Here is a 16,616-nt window from a genome sequence, read left to right as displayed (position 1 = left end):
TATTCATTTCATATGCATTCCATATTGAACATTTATGATATTCCTGTATTCAAAATAAAAAATCAGGAGGTATAAAAAATCATGAACTTTATGAAGAGAGCATTTCTATATGTTTCACGCAAAAGAGGAAAGAGTATTTTGCTTTTTTTCATCCTTTTAATTCTGTCAACTTTTGTTCTAACGGGACTAAGTATTGGAAGTGCGTCAAAACAAGCTCAAAAAAATTTAAGACAAAATATCGGCGGTTCTTTCAATATTGATGTCAATTATTCAGATTCAAATCCATATTATCACGAAGAAGAAAGTGAGAATGAAGATGGGTCTTCCGACCTTTTAATGTACTCGACTGAACAGGTGACATCAAAAATGGTAGAAAACATTCGGAATATTTCCGGTGTTAAATTCTGTGATGCAACAACGGAAAGTCTGATAAATTTTGATAAACTTTTACCATTTGCCGGAACTGTTCCATTAGATGAAAGTCTTTCTCATTGTGTAAAAAGCATTGGTGTATGGCGTTCAGAAGAACAAAATTTCTTTACTTCTGGAAAAATCCAACTAATAGAAGGCAGGCATATTTTAGACAATGACATACACAAAGTTATTCTGTGTAAAGACTTAGCAGAAAAAAACAACTTAAATTTAGGTGATTCCTTAATTGTAACAAATGAGAACGGAAAGCAGCTATCTTTTGAAATTATTGGATTGTTTCATGCACAAAAACTTGAAAAAGTTGGAGAATCAATCCCAACATATGATAAGATACAAAACTTAATTTTTACAGATATAGAATCTATTGTCGAACTTGAAAATAGTGTTGCAGTGCAAGGGTTTGATACAGTAAAAGTTACCGTAAATGACCCTAAAGATATTGAAAAAATTATAGAGCAAGTAAAACATTTCCCTGATTATGAAGAAAATGTTTATAACATTTATGCTAATGATGAGGTTTACAAAAACACAGCAATTTCTTTAGAGAATTTAGATAAGTTAGTTATCGGCTTATTACTTGTAATCATTATCGCAAGCGTTATTGTTCTTTCACTTATTCTCACACTTTGGGGAAAAGAGAGAATACATGAAACAGGCGTTTTGCTCTCCATTGGAATAAAAAAATACAGCATATTAGGACAATACCTTATTGAAGTTTTAATGATAGCAATTTTAGCTTTTACCTTATCTTTTGTTACAAGCAATATGATTTCTGGAAATATCGCAAATACCCTTTTGCAACAAAATACAAAAAATGAAAAACAGCAGCTTTCAACACAAGAAGACCATACAGAAATGAAAAGTCTGGATTTTAGCGTTTCAGAAGATTCAGAATCCGCTACTCCTGATATTAAGGTAGAAATTACTTTGCCCGATATATTGCAATTATACACAATCGGTTTTTCTATCATTTTTATTTCAGTAACTATATCTTCGATTAGTGTTATGCGTTTAAAACCACGGGAAATTTTAGCCCGTATGAGTTAAGGAGGAACAAATGTCAATTTTTAAGTGTAATCATGTATCATACTCTTATGATAAAAATACAAACGTGCTGAAAGATATTACCTTTTCATTTGAACTAGGAAAAGTATATGCGATTTTAGGTTCATCTGGTTCCGGAAAAACAACATTACTTTCACTACTAGGGGGACTTGATATACCAACTACCGGAACTATTTTATACGAAAATGAAGATATTAAAAAAATAGGATTGGAATCTCATAGACAAAATCATGTTTCTCTTATATTTCAAAATTATAATTTGATTGATTATATGACGCCGATTGAAAATGCAACTTTGGCAACAAAGAAAGATGTTGATGTGGTTCCTCTTTTAAAACGTCTGGGACTTTCTGATAAAGAACTAAAACGAACAATTTTAAAATTGTCTGGTGGGCAACAACAACGTGTAGCAATCGCACGTTCCTTAGCTACCGATGTCCCTATTATACTGGCAGATGAGCCTACAGGAAATCTTGATGAAATAACTGCCGCTGAAATCACACAAATATTACAGGAAACTGCCCACAAATTGAATAAATGTGTCATTATTGTTACTCATTCTAAAGATGTTGCTCAAAAAGCTGATGCTGTGTTAGAACTCAAACAAGGAATATTAAGGCAGGTGAAAAAATGAAAAAATTGATTATACTAATAATTTGTTTATTACTTTCTACTTTTGTGTTTAGTGGATGTGTAAACAGAACAGAAGAAAGTGAATCTGAAAAAGTTTCTTACGATTACGAAATTTCGGGGCAGGAGGATATGTCAAATATAGAAATTGTGCCAGAAAATGAAAAGTAAGCCAACGGAAGAATTATTCTTCCATTCGCTTATATTTCATAATACCATCCGCAACGCTTTCCATGATAACAAGGTCTGCGTCTGTAAAATTGTCAATTTTGCTTTCAAGCTGTCTTCGTCTGCTGCTTTTTACCAGACTATCAGAGGATAAAAAGAACTCATCCACTGATACATTCAGCAGAAATACAAGGTCGTAAAGCACCTGTAAACTTGGGTGCTGCCCTTTATTCTCAATATTGGTTAAATAGCGTGGGTCAATTTCAATCATTGCTCCCACCTGTTCACGGGTCAATCCCTGTTTTTTACGGGCTTCTTTTATGGCAAGCCCAAACGCCCTGAAATCATATTTATCTTCTTTTTTACGCATAATACACCACCTCTATACATTTTACTGTTCCTGTTATAATAGTGACAGGTATAGAAAAACGTATTATACAGTTGTACAGTTCCTATTATGCGTACCAAAGATAAAACTATGCTGCTGAAACGGAAATAAAAAAAACCGTTATTTGGCAGCATACTTTCCCTGCGTCAAAAATCACATCATCTTTTCCAGACGACGGTTTAACAAAAGCCGCCGTCTTTTTTTGCATGAAATATAGATGATTTTTAAAGTCTACTACTTTATACAGACAGCGGCTTACAGGAGGAAGCCGCTATGCAAAATATTTTCTTAAATATATCTACATTCGGTAAACCGTTAAAAAAAGCCATCCACCTACACTAGAAAAGTCTGACCATCAATGTGGTTTTTCAGAATACATAGAAAGAACTATCGAAGCACACAAGCAGAAATATCGTCTGTTTGCGTGCTTTTTTAGTTGGAAGAAAAAGTTTTTAAATTTTTCTTCTCAAAACGCAACTGCACGCCCTGTCCTGTCGGGACTAAGAGCGAAAAGGGGGAAAGAAGCAGAAATTCCTATCAACTCGCTCCCTTTCAAGGCTGGAAAGGGGGTGAGTAATGATGAAGCCATCTGAATTTCAGACAACCATAGAGAACCAGTTTGATTATATCTGTAAAGTCGCTATGGAGGATGAACGCAAAGATTATCTTAAAGCGTTGTCCAGACAGTGTAAACGGGAAACCCTGTTCTGTGATATGGACGATTACACCGTCAACTTGTTTTCTTCCGAAGACACCTATCCATCCCACTTCCATACTTTTGAAATGGATGGATTTACTGTCCGTATTGAAAACAGCCTGTTAGCAGAAGCGTTGGAAAATCTGGACGGAAAGAAACGTGATGTTATCTTGAGATATTATTTCCTCGGATTTGACGATACAGAAATTTCAAAAATTCTGGAAGTCAACCGTTCTACCATCCAGAGAAGAAGACACGCCGGACTGGAATTTATCAAAAAATTTATGGAGGAAGAAGCATGACAGCAAAGCACCCTATGATTCCGTTTCCTGTGATTGTAAGGGCTGCGGATGGTGACATTGAAGCAGTCAACCAGATTGTACGCCATTACAGCGGTTTTATTGCCAGCCGTTCCATGCGTCCCATGAAAGACGAATACGGGAATACCCACATGGTTGTAGATGAAACCCTACGCCGCCGGATGGAAACACGTCTGATTGCAAAGATTTTATCTTTTGAAATCAGGGAACCCAACTAGAAATAACGCTCTCCTGTGGAAGCATGGACAAGCCCATGCTTCCCAGACAGAGCTTGCCAGTCTATTAAAGTGCATTATCACCAGTGCATTTTAACAGGCTGACAAAGCCGGATTGTTCCTTGAAAAAGAAAGCGTCTAATCAACGCAGCATAAAGCAGCCGAATACGTTTCGATAGAAAGAGAGCCGTTGGGCTGGCACGCCGTAACCCACAAAAGGAGGGATGAAACCGGATAGCGATTCCTGCCAGCGTTCCATAAGCAGCTTACCGCAAAAGCTGCCGCCATGACCTTTCTATCGTGATAATGATACTTCCGTACAGCCTTAGTCTGTGTGATGATGTAGCACCGCTGACAAAGGGTACGGCTGGATGAGAACCATGCAGGGGTGAGATTCCCATGAGCTTTAGCGAAAGCTGTTCGGCTGACTTGCTCACAGTAAAATGCACTGAACCTCTACAAAACTTTAATTTCCTGTGTTATACTCAAAGTGTTAGAGAGGTGTATTTTACTGTTACCATCATAGAAAGGAGCCTTAATCTTATGTTAGATGGTAAAGAGAATACACACGGTATTACAACGTCTGAAAAAAAGACATATACGGTAGATGAAATAGCAGCTCTTTTAAACATCAGTATGAAGTCGGCATATGCTTTAGTCAAAAGCGGTCAATTTCACTATATCAGAGCTGGCAGGATGATTAGAGTATCTAAAATATCTTTCGATAAATGGTTACACGAATAATCATTTAAGGAGAGATAATATGGCTTCAATCAAACAAAGAAAATCAAAATTTTCAGTTATTTACTGGTATATGGATGATACAGGCGAAAGAAAGCAGAAATGGGACACCCTAGAAACAAAAAAAGAAGCAAAGGCACGAAAAGCGTTTATTGAATTTTATCAACAAACCTATGGATATGTTCTCGTCCCTTTAGAAGAACAATTCGCCCATCAGCGTGAGGAAGCAGAACAGGCAATAGATACCCCAGATGATGAAATCACTTTAAAGGAATTTCTTGTTACTTTTGTCAATCTATATGGCGTATCGAAGTGGTCTGCCAACACTTACAGCAGTAAATTGAGTTCAATTAACAACTATATCAACCCTATTATTGGAGATTGGAAGTTAAATGAAATCACCACGAAAAAACTTTCTCAATATTACAATGACCTGTTAAGTGTTCCAGAAGTTCCTCGTGCTAACCGCAAAGCAACTGGTCGCTGTGTGCAGCCTGCCAACATTAAGAAAATCCATGATATTATCCGCTGTGCCTTAAATCAGGCTATTCGTTGGGAATATCTGGACAGCAAAATGCGGAATCCGGCTTCCTTAGCCACCTTACCCAAAGTACCAAAGGTAAAACGTAAGGTTTGGAATGTACAGACATTCAAGGAAGCAATCAAACTTGTGGATGATGATTTACTCCTGCTTTGTATGCACTTGGCATTTGCCTGCTCATTAAGAGTAGGTGAAATTACGGGGCTTACTTGGGATGATGTGATTATTGATGAAGAAGCTATTGCAAATAATAATGCAAGGGTTATCGTCAATAAGGAGCTGGCAAGAATTTCTCAATCAGCTATGCAAAAGCTGAAAGAAAAAGATATTATTAAAATTTTCCCAACCCAGAAGCCCCACTGTACTACAAGGCTGGTGTTAAAAACACCCAAAACAGAAACAAGTAATCGTACCGTATGGCTGCCGACAACGCTTGCTCAATTACTGGTTCAATACAAAAAAGACCAGCAGGAATTGAAAGAGTTTTTAGGAAGTGCCTATAACGATTATAACCTCGTTATTGCTCTTGAAAATGGGAATCCCGTAGAAAGCCGCATTGTTCGGGACAGATTTACAACGCTGTGTGAGGAACACAATTTTGAAGTTGTTGTTTTTCACAGCTTACGCCATTTAAGCACAAAATATAAGCTCAAAATGACACATGGCGATATTAAGTCTGTTCAGGGAGATACAGGTCACGCCGAAGCTGAAATGGTAACAGATGTTTACTCTGAAATCGTGGATGAAGACAGACGGCTTAATGCAAAGAAGCTGGATGAAGAATTTTATGACACCCTTGATACAGAGGAACCTGAACACAATCTCCATTCAGAAGCACAGGAGCCTATCAGTGACAATGACAAACTTCTGCTTGAATTGCTAAAATCCATGACACCGGAAATGAAAGAAAAGCTCTTAAAAGAAACCCTTTCTAACTGTTAGCAAAGGGCTTTGTTCCAAACAGAAAAAACCTGCTAACCAAAAAGTGTTAGCAAATATCGTAAAAATCCATGAAATCATCATCTACCTTAAATGAGTGTTAGCAAGCTATCTTGCAAAATAAATGACTTTTAGAAATTCCCACGGACATAAGCAGCTATATATTTGCTTCCCTGTCCGTGATAACAAAAAAAGCTGTAAACCCTTGAAAACAAAGGCTTACAGCGTTGCTTACTGGCGTCCATGACAGGAATCGAACCTGCGGCGTTTCGCTTAGGAGTATGGCTTACCATGTGATACACGGTTCGGATGTAACTTCCAATATCATCCCTTACGCAGAATGACTTGTAGTAAACGAACTTTATGGTGCAAAACACCTATTCTGACGCAGTTTTATGTGTCCGTTGGGTGGTCCTATTAGCAAATTCTTAGCAAGAGGACATCCCGCCAAAACTGATTGCTACTGCCATTCTCCACTCCCTTAGTCAAAATGACAAGGCAAATACATGGAGGTTACTATGGACAAGAAAGAGAAAAAGTCACTGCCGGAACCGCGCACATACACCGTGGAACAGATTGCAGCCATGCTTAACATTGGCCGCACAACCGCATATCAGCTCGTCAAGCAGGAGGAGTTCAGGATCGTCCGCATAGGCAATGCGATCCGCGTCTCCAAGAAATCTTTTGACGAGTGGCTGGAGAGTTTGGAATTGTGAATATCGCAAGAAACGCCGTAGGCTCAAAAAACCTATGGCGTTTTTTTATACCCATTTTGAAGGAGGCTGGCAATGAAACTGACAGAAGCAGAAATGAGGATGGTGTTTCAGATTGAAAGTACCAATCAGAACGCCGCCCTGAATGAGATTTATATGACATGGCGCTATGCGCCGAACCCGGCAACGAAAGAAACGGCGGAAGGCCTTCTGGACAAGCTCCGCCCACTGTCGGATCAGGAGTGCATGGATTTGATCCGCAAGGTGCAGGCCGAATACCGTCTGCCGGAGAAAGCCCGCACCATCGGAGAAATGCTGGCAGAAGCCAGGCAGCGATCCGGGGCGCAGAAGTTATCTGGCCATGACATTATGGCTTTGGAGCGTTTCGACCCGGCGACCAGACACATGATTGTCTTTGATGTTCTTACCCATGACTCGCCTGTTGGCTGGAAGGGTGAGAAAATGCGCCTGTTCCTGACCGACGCCGGATACAGCAAGGCTTTGGAGAATCAGGAACAGGGGCACATCAAAATCCGCAGCCATGCGAAGGTACTTTCCGGCGATCTCCACTATGACCATAAAGACCGTGAGAGGTAGCCGACTGAAAACTGTATCAAAATCAGTGGGATATCTTCTGTTTCTTCCTCTGTGGCTTGCGTTCTGAACGGGGCGTGGATGTTTTCCCATGCGGGAGGCTATGAAGGCGTACAGACAGATAAACCGCTTAAAATCAACACTTTTTATTTTCACAGGAAGGAGGTGCGAAGATGGCTGTTTTTCGTATTGAAAAGACCCGTGATTATACGGTCATGTCGAACCATCACTTGAAAGATCGGACGCTAACCCTAAAATCCAAAGGGCTGCTGTCCATGATGTTGTCGCTCCCTGACGAGTGGAATTATACCACCAGAGGTCTTGCGGCGATCTGCCGGGAAGGTGTGGACAGCATCGGTGCGGCGTTGAAGGAGCTGGAAGCCCACGGGTATATCCGGCGCACCCAGCTTCGGGATGAAAAAGGCAAGATCACGGATACCGAGTATGTGATTTACGAAATGCCTCAGTGCGAACCGCCGTCAAGCCCAGGTACGCCTTTACCGGGTACGGCAAAGCCATATACGGAAAACCCGGATATGGGTATCCCGGATACGGCGGAACCGTGTACGGAAAACCCCGCACAATTAAATACTAATCAAACAAAGACTGATTTATCAAGTACGGAGATATCAAATCCTATCCAATCAAATCCCCCTACCCCCGCGGGGGCAAGGATGGGAACGGATCGGATGGGAGCCAGAGAATGTTATCGTGAAGTGATTTTGGATAACATCGAGTACAGCTATCTGGTGCAGGACAGCCATATCGACCGTGAGCAGCTTGACGAAATCGTTGACCTGATCGTGGATACCGTGTGTTCTGCCCGCAAAGTCATCCGCATTGCCGGAGACGATTATCCGGCGGAGGTAGTAAAGTCCCGTTTTATGAAGCTGGACAGTTCTCATGTTCAGTATGTCATGGACTGCATGAAGGACAACACCACCTATGTCCGCAATATCAAGAAATACCTTCTGGCGGCGCTGTATAACGCCCCGACCACCATCAACAGCTATTATTCTTCCCTGGTGCAGCACGATATGTACGGGGACGGGCAAAGGGGGCGAGGCTAAATGCAGGAGGAAGTAACGCGAGGTGCCGTGACGCTCATTGTTGACGGAGCCAAGCTAAGTGAGCAGGTCTTTGAAAAGGCCGTCAAAAAGTTCCTGGAGGAAATCCAGAAAAGCCAGAAACCCAAAATCTACCGCGGCAGGCAGAGCCTTAAACAGCTTGCCAGCCAGAACGCCGGTCTTGCCAATATCGAGATCAGCGACAAGAATATCAAGGCTTTCTCCCGTGTGGCGAAGAAATACCATGTGGATTTTGCCTTGAAGAAGGACACCGCTGCAGAGCAGCCCCGTTACCTGGTCTTTTTCAAAAGCCGGGACGCGGATGCCATCACAGCGGCGTTTCAGGAGTTTGCCAGCCGCAAAATGAGCCGTGAGGAAAAGCCCTCCATCCGGGAACGGCTGACCCAGGCGAAGGAACAGGCGGCGGAGAAAGTGGAACACCGCACCATTGACCGGGAGAAAGTAAAGGTCAAAGATCGGAGCGTGCAGAGATGAACATGAAAAAACTGTTTTTGCTGAATCTCCCGTATCTTCTGTTCGTGTATCCCTTCGATAAGCTGGCACAGGCTTTCCGGCTTGCGCCCGGTACTGACCTCTCCGGCAAGCTGCTCTCCATTGGGGACGGCTTCACGGCAGCCCTTTCCTCCCCGTGGCTCAGTTTCCATCCCACGGACCTGCTGATCGGCATAGCCGGTGCGGTGATCCTTCGCATGGCGGTCTACCTGAAAGGCAAGAACGCTAAGAAGTATCGCCACGGGATCGAGTATGGTTCTGCCCGCTGGGGTACGGCGGCGGATATTGCTCCCTACATGGACAAGGACTTTTTCCATAACATCCCCATGACGCAGACAGAACGGATCACAATGGCGAGCCGTCCAAAGCAGCCGAAGTATGCCAGAAACAAAAACATTCTGGTAATCGGCGGTTCCGGCAGCGGTAAGACGCGGTTCTTCTGTAAGCCGTCGCTGCTGCAAGCCCATTCGTCCTATGTCTGCACCGATCCGAAAGGAACCTTGCTGCCGGAGATCGGCACTTTCCTGGAACGGAAAAAATACCGTATCAAATGCCTCAACCTGATAAACTTCCGAAAATCCATGAAATACAACCCGCTGGCCTACATTCGGTCAGAGAAGGATATCTTAAAGCTGGTGAACGCCCTGATTATGAACACGAAGGGCGAAGGCGAAAAATCTTCGGAAGATTTCTGGGTCAAAGCGGAACGCCTCTATTATTCCGCGCTGATCGGCTACATCTGGTACGAGGCCACGGAGGAAGAAAAGAACTTCATCACACTTCTGGACCTTATCAATGCCAGTGAAGCCAGAGAGGACGACGAAACCTATCAAAGCCCGGTGGACCTGCTTTTTTCTCAGTTGGAGGAACGGGAGCCGGACCACTTTGCCGTCAAGCAGTACCGCAAATTCAAGATGGCGGCGGGCAAGACCTTAAAATCCATCCTCATTTCCTGCGGTGCCCGGCTTGCTCCCTTCGACATCAAGGAGCTGCGGGACCTGATGGAATATGACGAACTGGAACTGGATACCCTGGGCGACAGCAAGACGGCGCTGTTTGTGATCCTTTCGGATACGGACAGCACTTTCAATTTCGTGGCTGCCCTCATGTATAGTCAGCTTTTCAATCTGCTCTGCGACAAGGCGGATGACTTCTACGGCGGGCGGCTGCCTGTCCATGTCCGTCTGATCCTGGACGAGTTTGCCAACATCGGCCAGATACCGAACTTCGATAAGCTGATTGCCACCATCCGAAGCCGTGAGATATCGGCTTCTATTATTTTGCAGTCGCAGAGTCAGTTAAAGACCATCTACAAGGACGCGGCAGATACCATCGTCGGCAACTGTGACAGCACCTTGTTTTTGGGAGGCAAAGAGAAATCCACGCTCAAGGAAATTTCGGAGCTGCTGGGGAAAGAGACCATCGATCTCTATAACCAGTCCGAAAACCGGGGCAGTCAGGTTTCCCATGGCCTCAGTTATCAGAAATTAGGAAAGGAGTTGATGACCCAGGACGAATTGGCAGTGATGGACGGCGGCAAGTGTATCTTCATGCTGCGGGGCGTGCGCCCGTTTCTTTCGGACAAGTACGACCTCACCCGACACCCAAATTACAGATACACGGCCGACGCCGACCCTAAAAATGTCTTTGACATGGAACGGTACATGAAGAAGCAGCGTGCCGTGGTAAAACCCACGGACACCTTCGATGTGTACGAGATTGACGCAACAATTTAACCCAAAATCAAAAACATTTTTTAGGAGGATTATTTTATGGAATTTTTCAACAGTGCAGTTGGTGTTTTGCAGACTCTCGTAGTGGCCCTGGGCGCAGGTCTTGGTATCTGGGGCGTTATCAACCTTCTGGAAGGTTACGGCCAGGACAACCCTGCTTCCAAAAGCCAGGGTATGAAACAGTTCATGGCTAATTAAAGGGAACAAAAAGAAAGGAAAAACACAATCCAGACGGTATCAGCGGCAGGATACAAGAATAAATTGTGATTACACAAGATTGGTGCTATAATAAGAGAAAAGTTCCTGCCGGGGCAGCCGCCCCGGTGGTATGGATAGGAAGGCAGGAAAACAATATGCACATCAGCTATAAACCGCTCTGGCATACACTGTTAGAGCGTGATATGAGAAAAGAAGATTTAAGGCTTGCCGCCGGTATGACAACGAATATGATTGCCAACATGAGCAAAGAGGGAAAGCACATCAGCATGGACACATTAGCCCGTATCTGCGAAACGCTGAATTGTGAGATTACCGATGTGATTGAGTTAGTACCAGACGAGCCTGCTTCCACAGGAGGTAAGGAACATGAGCGAATTGAAACCAAGAATAACAGAAAACGGAATTGATTATATCCTTGTTGGGGATTACTACATCCCGGATTTGAAGCTGCCGGAAGAACACCGCCCCATTGGAAAGTATGGACGGCTACACCGGGAATATTTAAGAGAAGTCCACCCAGCCAGATTGAACACATTGATATTGACCGGAGAGCTATGGACATATCTTGCAGACCTGAACGAACAGGCACAGGAACGGTTAGACACTATCATGGAACAGATGAAAGCTGCCGAGGGCGTGACAGAGGAATTAAAGCGCACTTCTCAAATGGAATGGGTGCAGCGTTGCAATAACATTCACAACCGGGCAGAAGAAATTATTTTGCATGAGATGATTTATTCATAACGGTGTGATAGAATGATTATGACAAATCGGGATTTTGGAAGCAGGAGAAATCAAGATTGGAGGATAAATTGATGAACAAGATTTTCAAATGTCTTATTCGATTTTTGATAGAAGTGATAGTTATGACAGTTTTGATTGTTGGAATCAACATATTTACGAATGGTATGTATCTTTGGGGATTGCCTCGCATAAATGATGTTCAGTCTGTAAATATCACGTATCCGAGTGTCACAGATGATGTTAAAGAAATTTCAAGCCGTGAGGATATTGAATTAGCCTTAAAGCTAACGGGATTTCTGAAATATGATTTATTTGAGAAAGTGAATAGCGAAGAAGAACCTACTATTACAATTACTTATTTTCTTAAGGATGGAACAAGCAAAACAATCTCCGCTAATAACACTACTGTCTGGTGGAACAATAAAATTCATGTAATCAAGGACAAGGATATGTTTATCAACCTAACAGAGGGAATTTTCTTTCTGGAAGATTTACAAACAAAGTAAATCAATTCCAGTATATCGGGGAGCAAATAGAACAAAAATCGGAATTTGACGAAGGAGTGTGATTATATGGGTAAAGCGATTTTGGCAGCAATCGTTACATTGATTGTTGGTTATTTAGGTATGGTCGTAGGACTTGAACTTTTAGGTAATTGGGTTGAGTTTGGATTGCTCATTGCTATTGCAGTAATGGGTGCTTTTATCATCTACTTCAATGACAAGAAGTAAGATAATTCAAGTTTGACAAGGAGACAATTTTATGAAAAAAATAATGGCAGCTACGTTATCGTTGCTTGTTTGTGCGGTTCTGCTTGCAGGGTGCAACACTTCCTCCGAAAACAATGAAGAACAGTCCTTAAAGGTATATTCATTTAGCGGAGAAAATGAATATATTTCTGTGTCGAATGGTGTAATTATTTTAGATGGCAAAGATGAAATTTGCTATGGTGGCGATTTGAAAGTGACATCAGATGATTTTGGCGATATTACCACATATTCAACTACCATTTATATCAATGGAAGTGAAAAAGAACCTTTGCTTTCTAATAGTGTTGATGACCAGACAGGTGGGACAATAGATTTATCTGGAAATATTGGAAAAATTTATGGTGACATTCTCAAAGATAGAGATGCTGATAAGTTGACGGATAATTTGTGGTTTGAATTGAAAACAACCAATTTGAGAGGAGAAGAAAACACTTATCAAGTGCAATTAGAGACAACTGAAATCACAAAGGAAGTCAAATAGTAACTTCTAAGTTCCAACTTGTCATTCTGAAAATTTAACTGAATAACCACCCCCAAAACCGCTGCTATATGGAAGCCAACAAACCATGCAACAGCGGTTTTTCTTTACCGTTTTTTCCTCTGGCTGATAGGCGTTCCCATTTTCTTTGACTTTTTGAGAATCCGAATCAGCCAGCGAAATTCTTCGTCTGACAGATTTTTATAGTTGATACCGAGCTGTTTACAGTAAAGGACAACCAGCTTTTCATCCCGGCTGCCCTTGAAATTTTCGACCGCTTCCAGATTTTCTTTCAGTTCATCAGCAACGGTGGTCTGGGGTGCACTCTCGCTGTCTTTTTTGTGGGCTTCCCGAATATCCCGGATAATGAGATTGAGGTCATCAAGAACCATGTGGCTGAAATATTCATCATCGCTGATATGGGCGGCTTGCAGCACTTTCAAATGGGGGTCGTCTTCGCCAGGGCGATACCGTTCAATGATTTCATGCCGGACGGTATCGACAAGGGCGTTGAGGTTCTGAATCTGCATGGTGGCAATCCCATCCACATAAATCTCAATATCTGCAAGAAACTTGATAAAATCTTTATGTGTGGCAAGCTCACAGAGCAGACGGTTGTTAATCCGACCGCTTTTCAGAAGTGCTACCATCTCATCACTCAAATGCAGCTCCCTTAATGGCGTGTTGATCTCCGCCCGGTTCTCTGTCCGGCAAAAGAGATAATCGAGGGACACCCCATAAAAATCTGCCAGCAGGATAAGGTTGCCATGATTGATTTCCTTATAGTCGTCTTTTTCATAACTGCCAAGAGCCGATTTTGAAATACCCGTTTGCTCTGCCAGTTCTTCCAGTTTTAATCCTTTGTTTAATCGTAAATCTTTTAGCCGTTCCTGTATTGTAGTAGCTCCGTTCATTGAAGCAGTTCCCCCTTTTTGACAACATATATAACCGTTGAATTGATTATACCATATCAATTCCGCAATCGTGGAAATTTTTGATTTTTGCCCTTAATTCCTACTTTGTGGACATACCGCACGAGGCACAAAAATGTTCTATGATACAGGTAGTTCATCGATGGATCAAATCCAATCGAATGACCAGCCTGTGTGGGATATGCTTCCCCGGCGATGTAGTGCCATGACTTTTGGCAGGGATGTGGAGGAACCCTGACTGAAACGAGCATACCAAAGGGAGCGATACGCCGCTGTGAGATTCAGGGGAGGAACGACACCGGGGAGAACTGGCGAACTGACACCGAAATGATACCGAAACACGACAATCTGATAGGGGGACAGTCTACCCTATCGCTGATACTTCGGGAGATTTTAAGCGGCTCTATGGCTGTAATTTTACCGAAAATCGCCCCGAAACCATACACTAAAACGGGAGGAAGCGCAATATGCCGAGAATGAGCAAAAAGAGGAAGCATGAGCTTTCTTTTTACCTCAATGACCGGGGGCGTGTCACTTACAACGAATTATGCCGGAAATGCCAGCATGGGTGCAGGCAGAGCTTCCGGGCGGTTGTGATTGACTGCCCCCGTTATTTATCCAAACGAGCAAAGAAAAAGGAGAAACACACCGAATGAATTTTGAATTTATGACGATAGACACACCATTGCCGCCCTGTATGCCTTTTCCCAGAGCGTTGACAGGATTTCCAGTCAGCAGCACCGCAAAGGTCATGTACTGCCGGATGCTGGACGCTATGCTATCCAAAGGGCAGGAGGACGAGAACGGAATCCTCTTTGTCTGCTTCCCTGTCACAGCCATTGCTCGTTGACAGGATTTCCAGTCAGCAGCACCGCAAAGGTCATGTACTGCCGGATGTTGGACGCTATGCTATCCAAAGGGCAGGAGGACGAAAACGGAATCCTGTTTGTCTGCTTCCCTGTTACAGCCATTGCCGCAGTCTTGTCCCGCAGCTCTATGACGGTCAAGCGTTCTCTGAATGAACTGGAAACCGCCGGACTTATCATGCGGGTGCGTCAGGGCGTTGGAGAACCAAACAGGATTTATGTGCTGATACCGGGAAAGGAGGACGCTGCCCTTGCCTGATACCTCAAAGCTGGAAAAACTCAATCGGGAGTTGGAAAAAAGCGAAAAGAAACTGCGGAAAGCCATCAATGATGAAAAGGCATTGCAGCACCAGTTGAAGCAGCTTACCCGAAAGGAACGGACGCACCGGCTCTGTACTCGTGGCGGTATGCTGGAAAGTTTTCTGCAAGAGCCGGAACGCCTGACAGATGATGATGTCATGCTGTTGTTGAAACTCATTTTTCACAGGCAGGACACGCAGGAACTATTGAAAAAACTGCTGGAACGGAAGAAGCCGGAAACCCCTTAGTTTACTAAGGGCGCAATTATACACCACCCAGAGGTTGGTGCATTGCGTTCTCCGAAGGCTCCTCACCGGAGGGCTGTGATTTTCCGCAGTCATGGTCTGCTCCAAATCAAACAGGGGACGCTACGCTTCCCCTGCGCTGGCTGCCGCCAGCTACCCTTTTGTGGACTTGCCATCTGGGGACACCTTGCGTTGCAAGTTGTTCCCAGCCGACAAGTTTTACAAAATCTCTCTATACTTTGACGGTCGAATAAAGTATAATGAAGTCAACGACTAATCGGAAGTTCAATGTGAGGAAAATTAGATGAAGAAAAAGTCTTATTGGTTAAGTATTAGTGTGTTCGTATTGATACTGATATGGACGGTTTATTATTATGCAATGCAGTACACAGGAGGATTTGCAGACTTAAAGGACTCTATTGTTTGTGGGATTGTAGGTTTGATATGTATCGTATTTATCGTGAAAAGAACTATTGACTTTTTGAAAAACAAAAAATCGTAAAATTCAAGTTTGCCACCCACACATCGGGTCAACTTGTCCCGAACTTTTACAGCTAAATATCCGCCGCCTTCACAGCGGCACACCGAGCAGGAAATCTGAAAAAGGTCTCCTGCTTTTTTTCTGCCAAAATGAGGTGGTAAAACGCCACCCCATCCACCAATTACCGAAAGGAGGGACACGAAATGCCCTGCCCACACAACGAAATCACGATTGTTCAGCGCAGCCAGCGACAGTCTGCGGTTGCCGCCGCTGCTTACCAAAGCGGCGAAAAGCTGTTCTGTGAATACGACCAGCAAGTGAAGCACTACCCGGAAAAGCGTGGTATTGTCCACAATGAAATTCTGCTCCCGGCAAACGCCCCACGGTCGTATGCAGACCGCAATACCTTATGGAACGCCGCCGAAGCGGTGGAAAAGCAATGGAACTCCCAGCTTGCAAGGCGGTGGGTGCTTACCATTCCAAGAGAGATACCACCCGACCAGTATGCTGTCCTTGTCCGGGAGTTTTGTGAGCAGCAGTTTGTTTCCAAAGGCATGATTGCTGATTTTGCAATCCATGACCCCCATCCGCCGGGACACAATCCCCACGCCCATGTTCTGCTGACTATGAGGGCAATGGACGAACATGGGAAATGGCTTCCCAAGAGCCGTAAGGTTTATGACCTTGACGAAAATGGGGAACGAATAAAACTTCCGTCCGGCAGATGGAAAAGTCACAAGGAGGATACGGTGGACTGGAACGACCAGAAGTATTGTGAAATCTGGCGGCATGAGTGGGAAGTCATCCAGAACCGCTATCTGGAAG

At 43.5% G+C, this 16,616-nt stretch carries 25 protein-coding genes; 23 read left to right on the top strand and 2 right to left on the bottom strand.

Going from position 1 to position 16,616, the window contains the following annotated elements:
* The first annotated feature begins 81 nt into the window (after positions 1-81).
* From DWX26_RS15065 to DWX26_RS16805, 3 genes are read left to right on the top strand one after another with little or no spacing between them, the layout of a single operon-like run.
* The gene (locus DWX26_RS15065; protein WP_118601718.1) at positions 82-1,479 is read left to right on the top strand and encodes an ABC transporter permease; all 1,398 of its coding nucleotides are present in this window, start codon (positions 82-84) and stop codon (positions 1,477-1,479) included.
* A 10-nt stretch (positions 1,480-1,489) separates the two neighbouring features.
* Entirely contained in the window at positions 1,490-2,131 is a 642-nt protein-coding gene (locus tag DWX26_RS15060) for an ATP-binding cassette domain-containing protein (protein WP_005427035.1), read from the top strand.
* The gene (locus tag DWX26_RS16805; protein WP_005427037.1) at positions 2,128-2,298 is read left to right on the top strand and encodes a hypothetical protein; all 171 of its coding nucleotides are present in this window, start codon (positions 2,128-2,130) and stop codon (positions 2,296-2,298) included. The genes DWX26_RS15060 and DWX26_RS16805 overlap by 4 nt, the downstream gene beginning before the upstream one ends.
* A 13-nt stretch (positions 2,299-2,311) precedes the next feature.
* Here the strand turns inward: DWX26_RS16805 and DWX26_RS15055 are convergent, their stop codons facing one another.
* A complete protein-coding gene (locus DWX26_RS15055) occupies positions 2,312-2,665 on the bottom strand; it encodes a helix-turn-helix domain-containing protein (protein WP_118601717.1) in 354 nt (117 codons plus the stop codon).
* A gap of 594 nt (positions 2,666-3,259) precedes the next feature.
* Here DWX26_RS15055 and DWX26_RS15050 point away from each other — a divergent pair.
* The 15 genes from DWX26_RS15050 to DWX26_RS14975 all read left to right on the top strand — a co-directional run bounded on the left by DWX26_RS15050 (position 3,260) and on the right by DWX26_RS14975 (position 12,970).
* Positions 3,260-3,682 (top strand): RNA polymerase sigma factor, encoded by a 423-nt coding sequence (locus DWX26_RS15050; RefSeq protein WP_022615780.1) that lies wholly within the window; start codon positions 3,260-3,262, stop codon positions 3,680-3,682.
* Positions 3,679-3,918, top strand: coding sequence for a helix-turn-helix domain-containing protein (locus DWX26_RS15045; RefSeq protein ID WP_117761128.1), 240 nt, complete (start codon positions 3,679-3,681; stop codon positions 3,916-3,918). Before DWX26_RS15050 ends, DWX26_RS15045 begins: the two co-directional genes overlap by 4 nt.
* Before the next feature lie 540 nt (positions 3,919-4,458).
* Entirely contained in the window at positions 4,459-4,659 is a 201-nt protein-coding gene (locus DWX26_RS15035) for a helix-turn-helix domain-containing protein (RefSeq protein ID WP_039884107.1), read from the top strand.
* Between the two features lie 19 nt (positions 4,660-4,678).
* The gene (locus tag DWX26_RS15030) at positions 4,679-6,139 is read left to right on the top strand and encodes a site-specific integrase (protein WP_118601716.1); all 1,461 of its coding nucleotides are present in this window, start codon (positions 4,679-4,681) and stop codon (positions 6,137-6,139) included.
* Positions 6,140-6,654: 515 nt separating this feature from the next.
* On the top strand, positions 6,655-6,852 hold the full coding sequence (locus DWX26_RS15025) for a helix-turn-helix domain-containing protein (RefSeq protein ID WP_114000934.1): 198 nt from the start codon (positions 6,655-6,657) through the stop codon (positions 6,850-6,852).
* A gap of 72 nt (positions 6,853-6,924) precedes the next feature.
* Positions 6,925-7,446, top strand: coding sequence for a DUF5720 family protein (locus DWX26_RS17780; RefSeq protein WP_118601715.1), 522 nt, complete (start codon positions 6,925-6,927; stop codon positions 7,444-7,446).
* A gap of 170 nt (positions 7,447-7,616) precedes the next feature.
* On the top strand, positions 7,617-8,513 hold the full coding sequence (locus tag DWX26_RS15015) for a DUF6017 domain-containing protein (protein ID WP_118601714.1): 897 nt from the start codon (positions 7,617-7,619) through the stop codon (positions 8,511-8,513).
* On the top strand, positions 8,514-9,005 hold the full coding sequence (locus DWX26_RS15010; protein ID WP_114000936.1) for a PcfB family protein: 492 nt from the start codon (positions 8,514-8,516) through the stop codon (positions 9,003-9,005).
* On the top strand, positions 9,002-10,759 hold the full coding sequence (locus DWX26_RS15005; protein WP_118601713.1) for a VirD4-like conjugal transfer protein, CD1115 family: 1,758 nt from the start codon (positions 9,002-9,004) through the stop codon (positions 10,757-10,759). Before DWX26_RS15010 ends, DWX26_RS15005 begins: the two co-directional genes overlap by 4 nt.
* Before the next feature lie 36 nt (positions 10,760-10,795).
* Positions 10,796-10,954, top strand: coding sequence for a Maff2 family mobile element protein (locus DWX26_RS15000; RefSeq protein WP_118144607.1), 159 nt, complete (start codon positions 10,796-10,798; stop codon positions 10,952-10,954).
* A 155-nt stretch (positions 10,955-11,109) separates the two neighbouring features.
* Positions 11,110-11,382: a helix-turn-helix domain-containing protein gene (locus tag DWX26_RS14995; RefSeq protein WP_002592127.1), complete on the top strand. Its 273-nt coding sequence runs from the start codon at positions 11,110-11,112 to the stop codon at positions 11,380-11,382.
* Positions 11,342-11,719 (top strand): TnpV protein, encoded by a 378-nt coding sequence (locus DWX26_RS14990; protein ID WP_118601712.1) that lies wholly within the window; start codon positions 11,342-11,344, stop codon positions 11,717-11,719. The genes DWX26_RS14995 and DWX26_RS14990 overlap by 41 nt, the downstream gene beginning before the upstream one ends.
* 56 nt (positions 11,720-11,775) lie before the next feature.
* On the top strand, positions 11,776-12,225 hold the full coding sequence (locus tag DWX26_RS14985; protein WP_118601711.1) for a hypothetical protein: 450 nt from the start codon (positions 11,776-11,778) through the stop codon (positions 12,223-12,225).
* Between the two features lie 66 nt (positions 12,226-12,291).
* On the top strand, positions 12,292-12,450 hold the full coding sequence (locus tag DWX26_RS14980) for a hypothetical protein (RefSeq protein ID WP_055186498.1): 159 nt from the start codon (positions 12,292-12,294) through the stop codon (positions 12,448-12,450).
* Positions 12,451-12,481: 31 nt separating this feature from the next.
* Complete coding sequence (locus DWX26_RS14975) at positions 12,482-12,970, top strand: hypothetical protein (RefSeq protein ID WP_118601710.1); 489 nt, start codon at positions 12,482-12,484, stop codon at positions 12,968-12,970.
* Between the two features lie 104 nt (positions 12,971-13,074).
* On the opposite strand, the gene DWX26_RS14970 is transcribed toward DWX26_RS14975, so the two are convergent.
* Positions 13,075-13,881 carry a helix-turn-helix transcriptional regulator gene (locus tag DWX26_RS14970; RefSeq protein ID WP_006060470.1) on the bottom strand — a complete coding sequence of 269 codons (807 nt, stop codon included), beginning with the start codon at positions 13,879-13,881 and terminating at the stop codon, positions 13,075-13,077.
* A 485-nt stretch (positions 13,882-14,366) separates the two neighbouring features.
* Here DWX26_RS14970 and DWX26_RS14960 point away from each other — a divergent pair, with 485 nt between their 5' ends.
* The 5 genes from DWX26_RS14960 to mobQ form a co-directional block, all read left to right on the top strand.
* Complete coding sequence (locus DWX26_RS14960) at positions 14,367-14,555, top strand: hypothetical protein (protein WP_118601709.1); 189 nt, start codon at positions 14,367-14,369, stop codon at positions 14,553-14,555.
* Positions 14,552-14,749, top strand: coding sequence for a hypothetical protein (locus tag DWX26_RS14955; RefSeq protein ID WP_118601708.1), 198 nt, complete (start codon positions 14,552-14,554; stop codon positions 14,747-14,749). Before DWX26_RS14960 ends, DWX26_RS14955 begins: the two co-directional genes overlap by 4 nt.
* A gap of 32 nt (positions 14,750-14,781) precedes the next feature.
* On the top strand, positions 14,782-15,024 hold the full coding sequence (locus DWX26_RS14950) for a DeoR family transcriptional regulator (protein ID WP_442857771.1): 243 nt from the start codon (positions 14,782-14,784) through the stop codon (positions 15,022-15,024).
* Positions 15,017-15,313, top strand: coding sequence for a DUF3847 domain-containing protein (locus DWX26_RS14945; RefSeq protein ID WP_097786106.1), 297 nt, complete (start codon positions 15,017-15,019; stop codon positions 15,311-15,313). Before DWX26_RS14950 ends, DWX26_RS14945 begins: the two co-directional genes overlap by 8 nt.
* Positions 15,314-15,994: 681 nt before the next feature.
* Positions 15,995-16,616 (top strand): MobQ family relaxase (mobQ, locus tag DWX26_RS14935; RefSeq protein ID WP_243030711.1); only part of this gene is annotated, 622 nt, incomplete at its 3' end.

The sequence above is a fragment of the Blautia sp. AF19-1 genome (assembly GCF_003479155.1).
GTDB classification, from domain to species: Bacteria; Bacillota; Clostridia; order Lachnospirales; family Lachnospiraceae; genus Fusicatenibacter; species Fusicatenibacter saccharivorans.
Note: the sequence above shows the minus strand (reverse complement) of the source record. Positions and strands in the feature narration are given on the sequence as shown.

What these genes read in the sequence shown, in the direction of transcription:
- DWX26_RS15065 (WP_118601718.1), top strand. Translation starts at nt 82, where the DNA reads ATGAACTTTATGAAGAGAGCATTTCTATATGTTTCACGCAAAAGAGGA.
- DWX26_RS15060 (WP_005427035.1), top strand. Translation starts at nt 1,490, where the DNA reads ATGTCAATTTTTAAGTGTAATCATGTATCATACTCTTATGATAAAAAT.
- DWX26_RS16805 (WP_005427037.1), top strand. Translation starts at nt 2,128, where the DNA reads ATGAAAAAATTGATTATACTAATAATTTGTTTATTACTTTCTACTTTT.
- DWX26_RS15055 (WP_118601717.1), bottom strand. Translation starts at nt 2,665, where the DNA reads ATGCGTAAAAAAGAAGATAAATATGATTTCAGGGCGTTTGGGCTTGCC.
- DWX26_RS15050 (WP_022615780.1), top strand. Translation starts at nt 3,260, where the DNA reads ATGATGAAGCCATCTGAATTTCAGACAACCATAGAGAACCAGTTTGAT.
- DWX26_RS15045 (WP_117761128.1), top strand. Translation starts at nt 3,679, where the DNA reads ATGACAGCAAAGCACCCTATGATTCCGTTTCCTGTGATTGTAAGGGCT.
- DWX26_RS15035 (WP_039884107.1), top strand. Translation starts at nt 4,459, where the DNA reads ATGTTAGATGGTAAAGAGAATACACACGGTATTACAACGTCTGAAAAA.
- DWX26_RS15030 (WP_118601716.1), top strand. Translation starts at nt 4,679, where the DNA reads ATGGCTTCAATCAAACAAAGAAAATCAAAATTTTCAGTTATTTACTGG.
- DWX26_RS15025 (WP_114000934.1), top strand. Translation starts at nt 6,655, where the DNA reads ATGGACAAGAAAGAGAAAAAGTCACTGCCGGAACCGCGCACATACACC.
- DWX26_RS17780 (WP_118601715.1), top strand. Translation starts at nt 6,925, where the DNA reads ATGAAACTGACAGAAGCAGAAATGAGGATGGTGTTTCAGATTGAAAGT.
- DWX26_RS15015 (WP_118601714.1), top strand. Translation starts at nt 7,617, where the DNA reads ATGGCTGTTTTTCGTATTGAAAAGACCCGTGATTATACGGTCATGTCG.
- DWX26_RS15010 (WP_114000936.1), top strand. Translation starts at nt 8,514, where the DNA reads ATGCAGGAGGAAGTAACGCGAGGTGCCGTGACGCTCATTGTTGACGGA.
- DWX26_RS15005 (WP_118601713.1), top strand. Translation starts at nt 9,002, where the DNA reads ATGAACATGAAAAAACTGTTTTTGCTGAATCTCCCGTATCTTCTGTTC.
- DWX26_RS15000 (WP_118144607.1), top strand. Translation starts at nt 10,796, where the DNA reads ATGGAATTTTTCAACAGTGCAGTTGGTGTTTTGCAGACTCTCGTAGTG.
- DWX26_RS14995 (WP_002592127.1), top strand. Translation starts at nt 11,110, where the DNA reads ATGCACATCAGCTATAAACCGCTCTGGCATACACTGTTAGAGCGTGAT.
- DWX26_RS14990 (WP_118601712.1), top strand. Translation starts at nt 11,342, where the DNA reads ATGAGCGAATTGAAACCAAGAATAACAGAAAACGGAATTGATTATATC.
- DWX26_RS14980 (WP_055186498.1), top strand. Translation starts at nt 12,292, where the DNA reads ATGGGTAAAGCGATTTTGGCAGCAATCGTTACATTGATTGTTGGTTAT.
- DWX26_RS14975 (WP_118601710.1), top strand. Translation starts at nt 12,482, where the DNA reads ATGAAAAAAATAATGGCAGCTACGTTATCGTTGCTTGTTTGTGCGGTT.
- DWX26_RS14970 (WP_006060470.1), bottom strand. Translation starts at nt 13,881, where the DNA reads ATGAACGGAGCTACTACAATACAGGAACGGCTAAAAGATTTACGATTA.
- DWX26_RS14960 (WP_118601709.1), top strand. Translation starts at nt 14,367, where the DNA reads ATGCCGAGAATGAGCAAAAAGAGGAAGCATGAGCTTTCTTTTTACCTC.
- DWX26_RS14955 (WP_118601708.1), top strand. Translation starts at nt 14,552, where the DNA reads ATGAATTTTGAATTTATGACGATAGACACACCATTGCCGCCCTGTATG.
- DWX26_RS14950 (WP_442857771.1), top strand. Translation starts at nt 14,782, where the DNA reads ATGTACTGCCGGATGTTGGACGCTATGCTATCCAAAGGGCAGGAGGAC.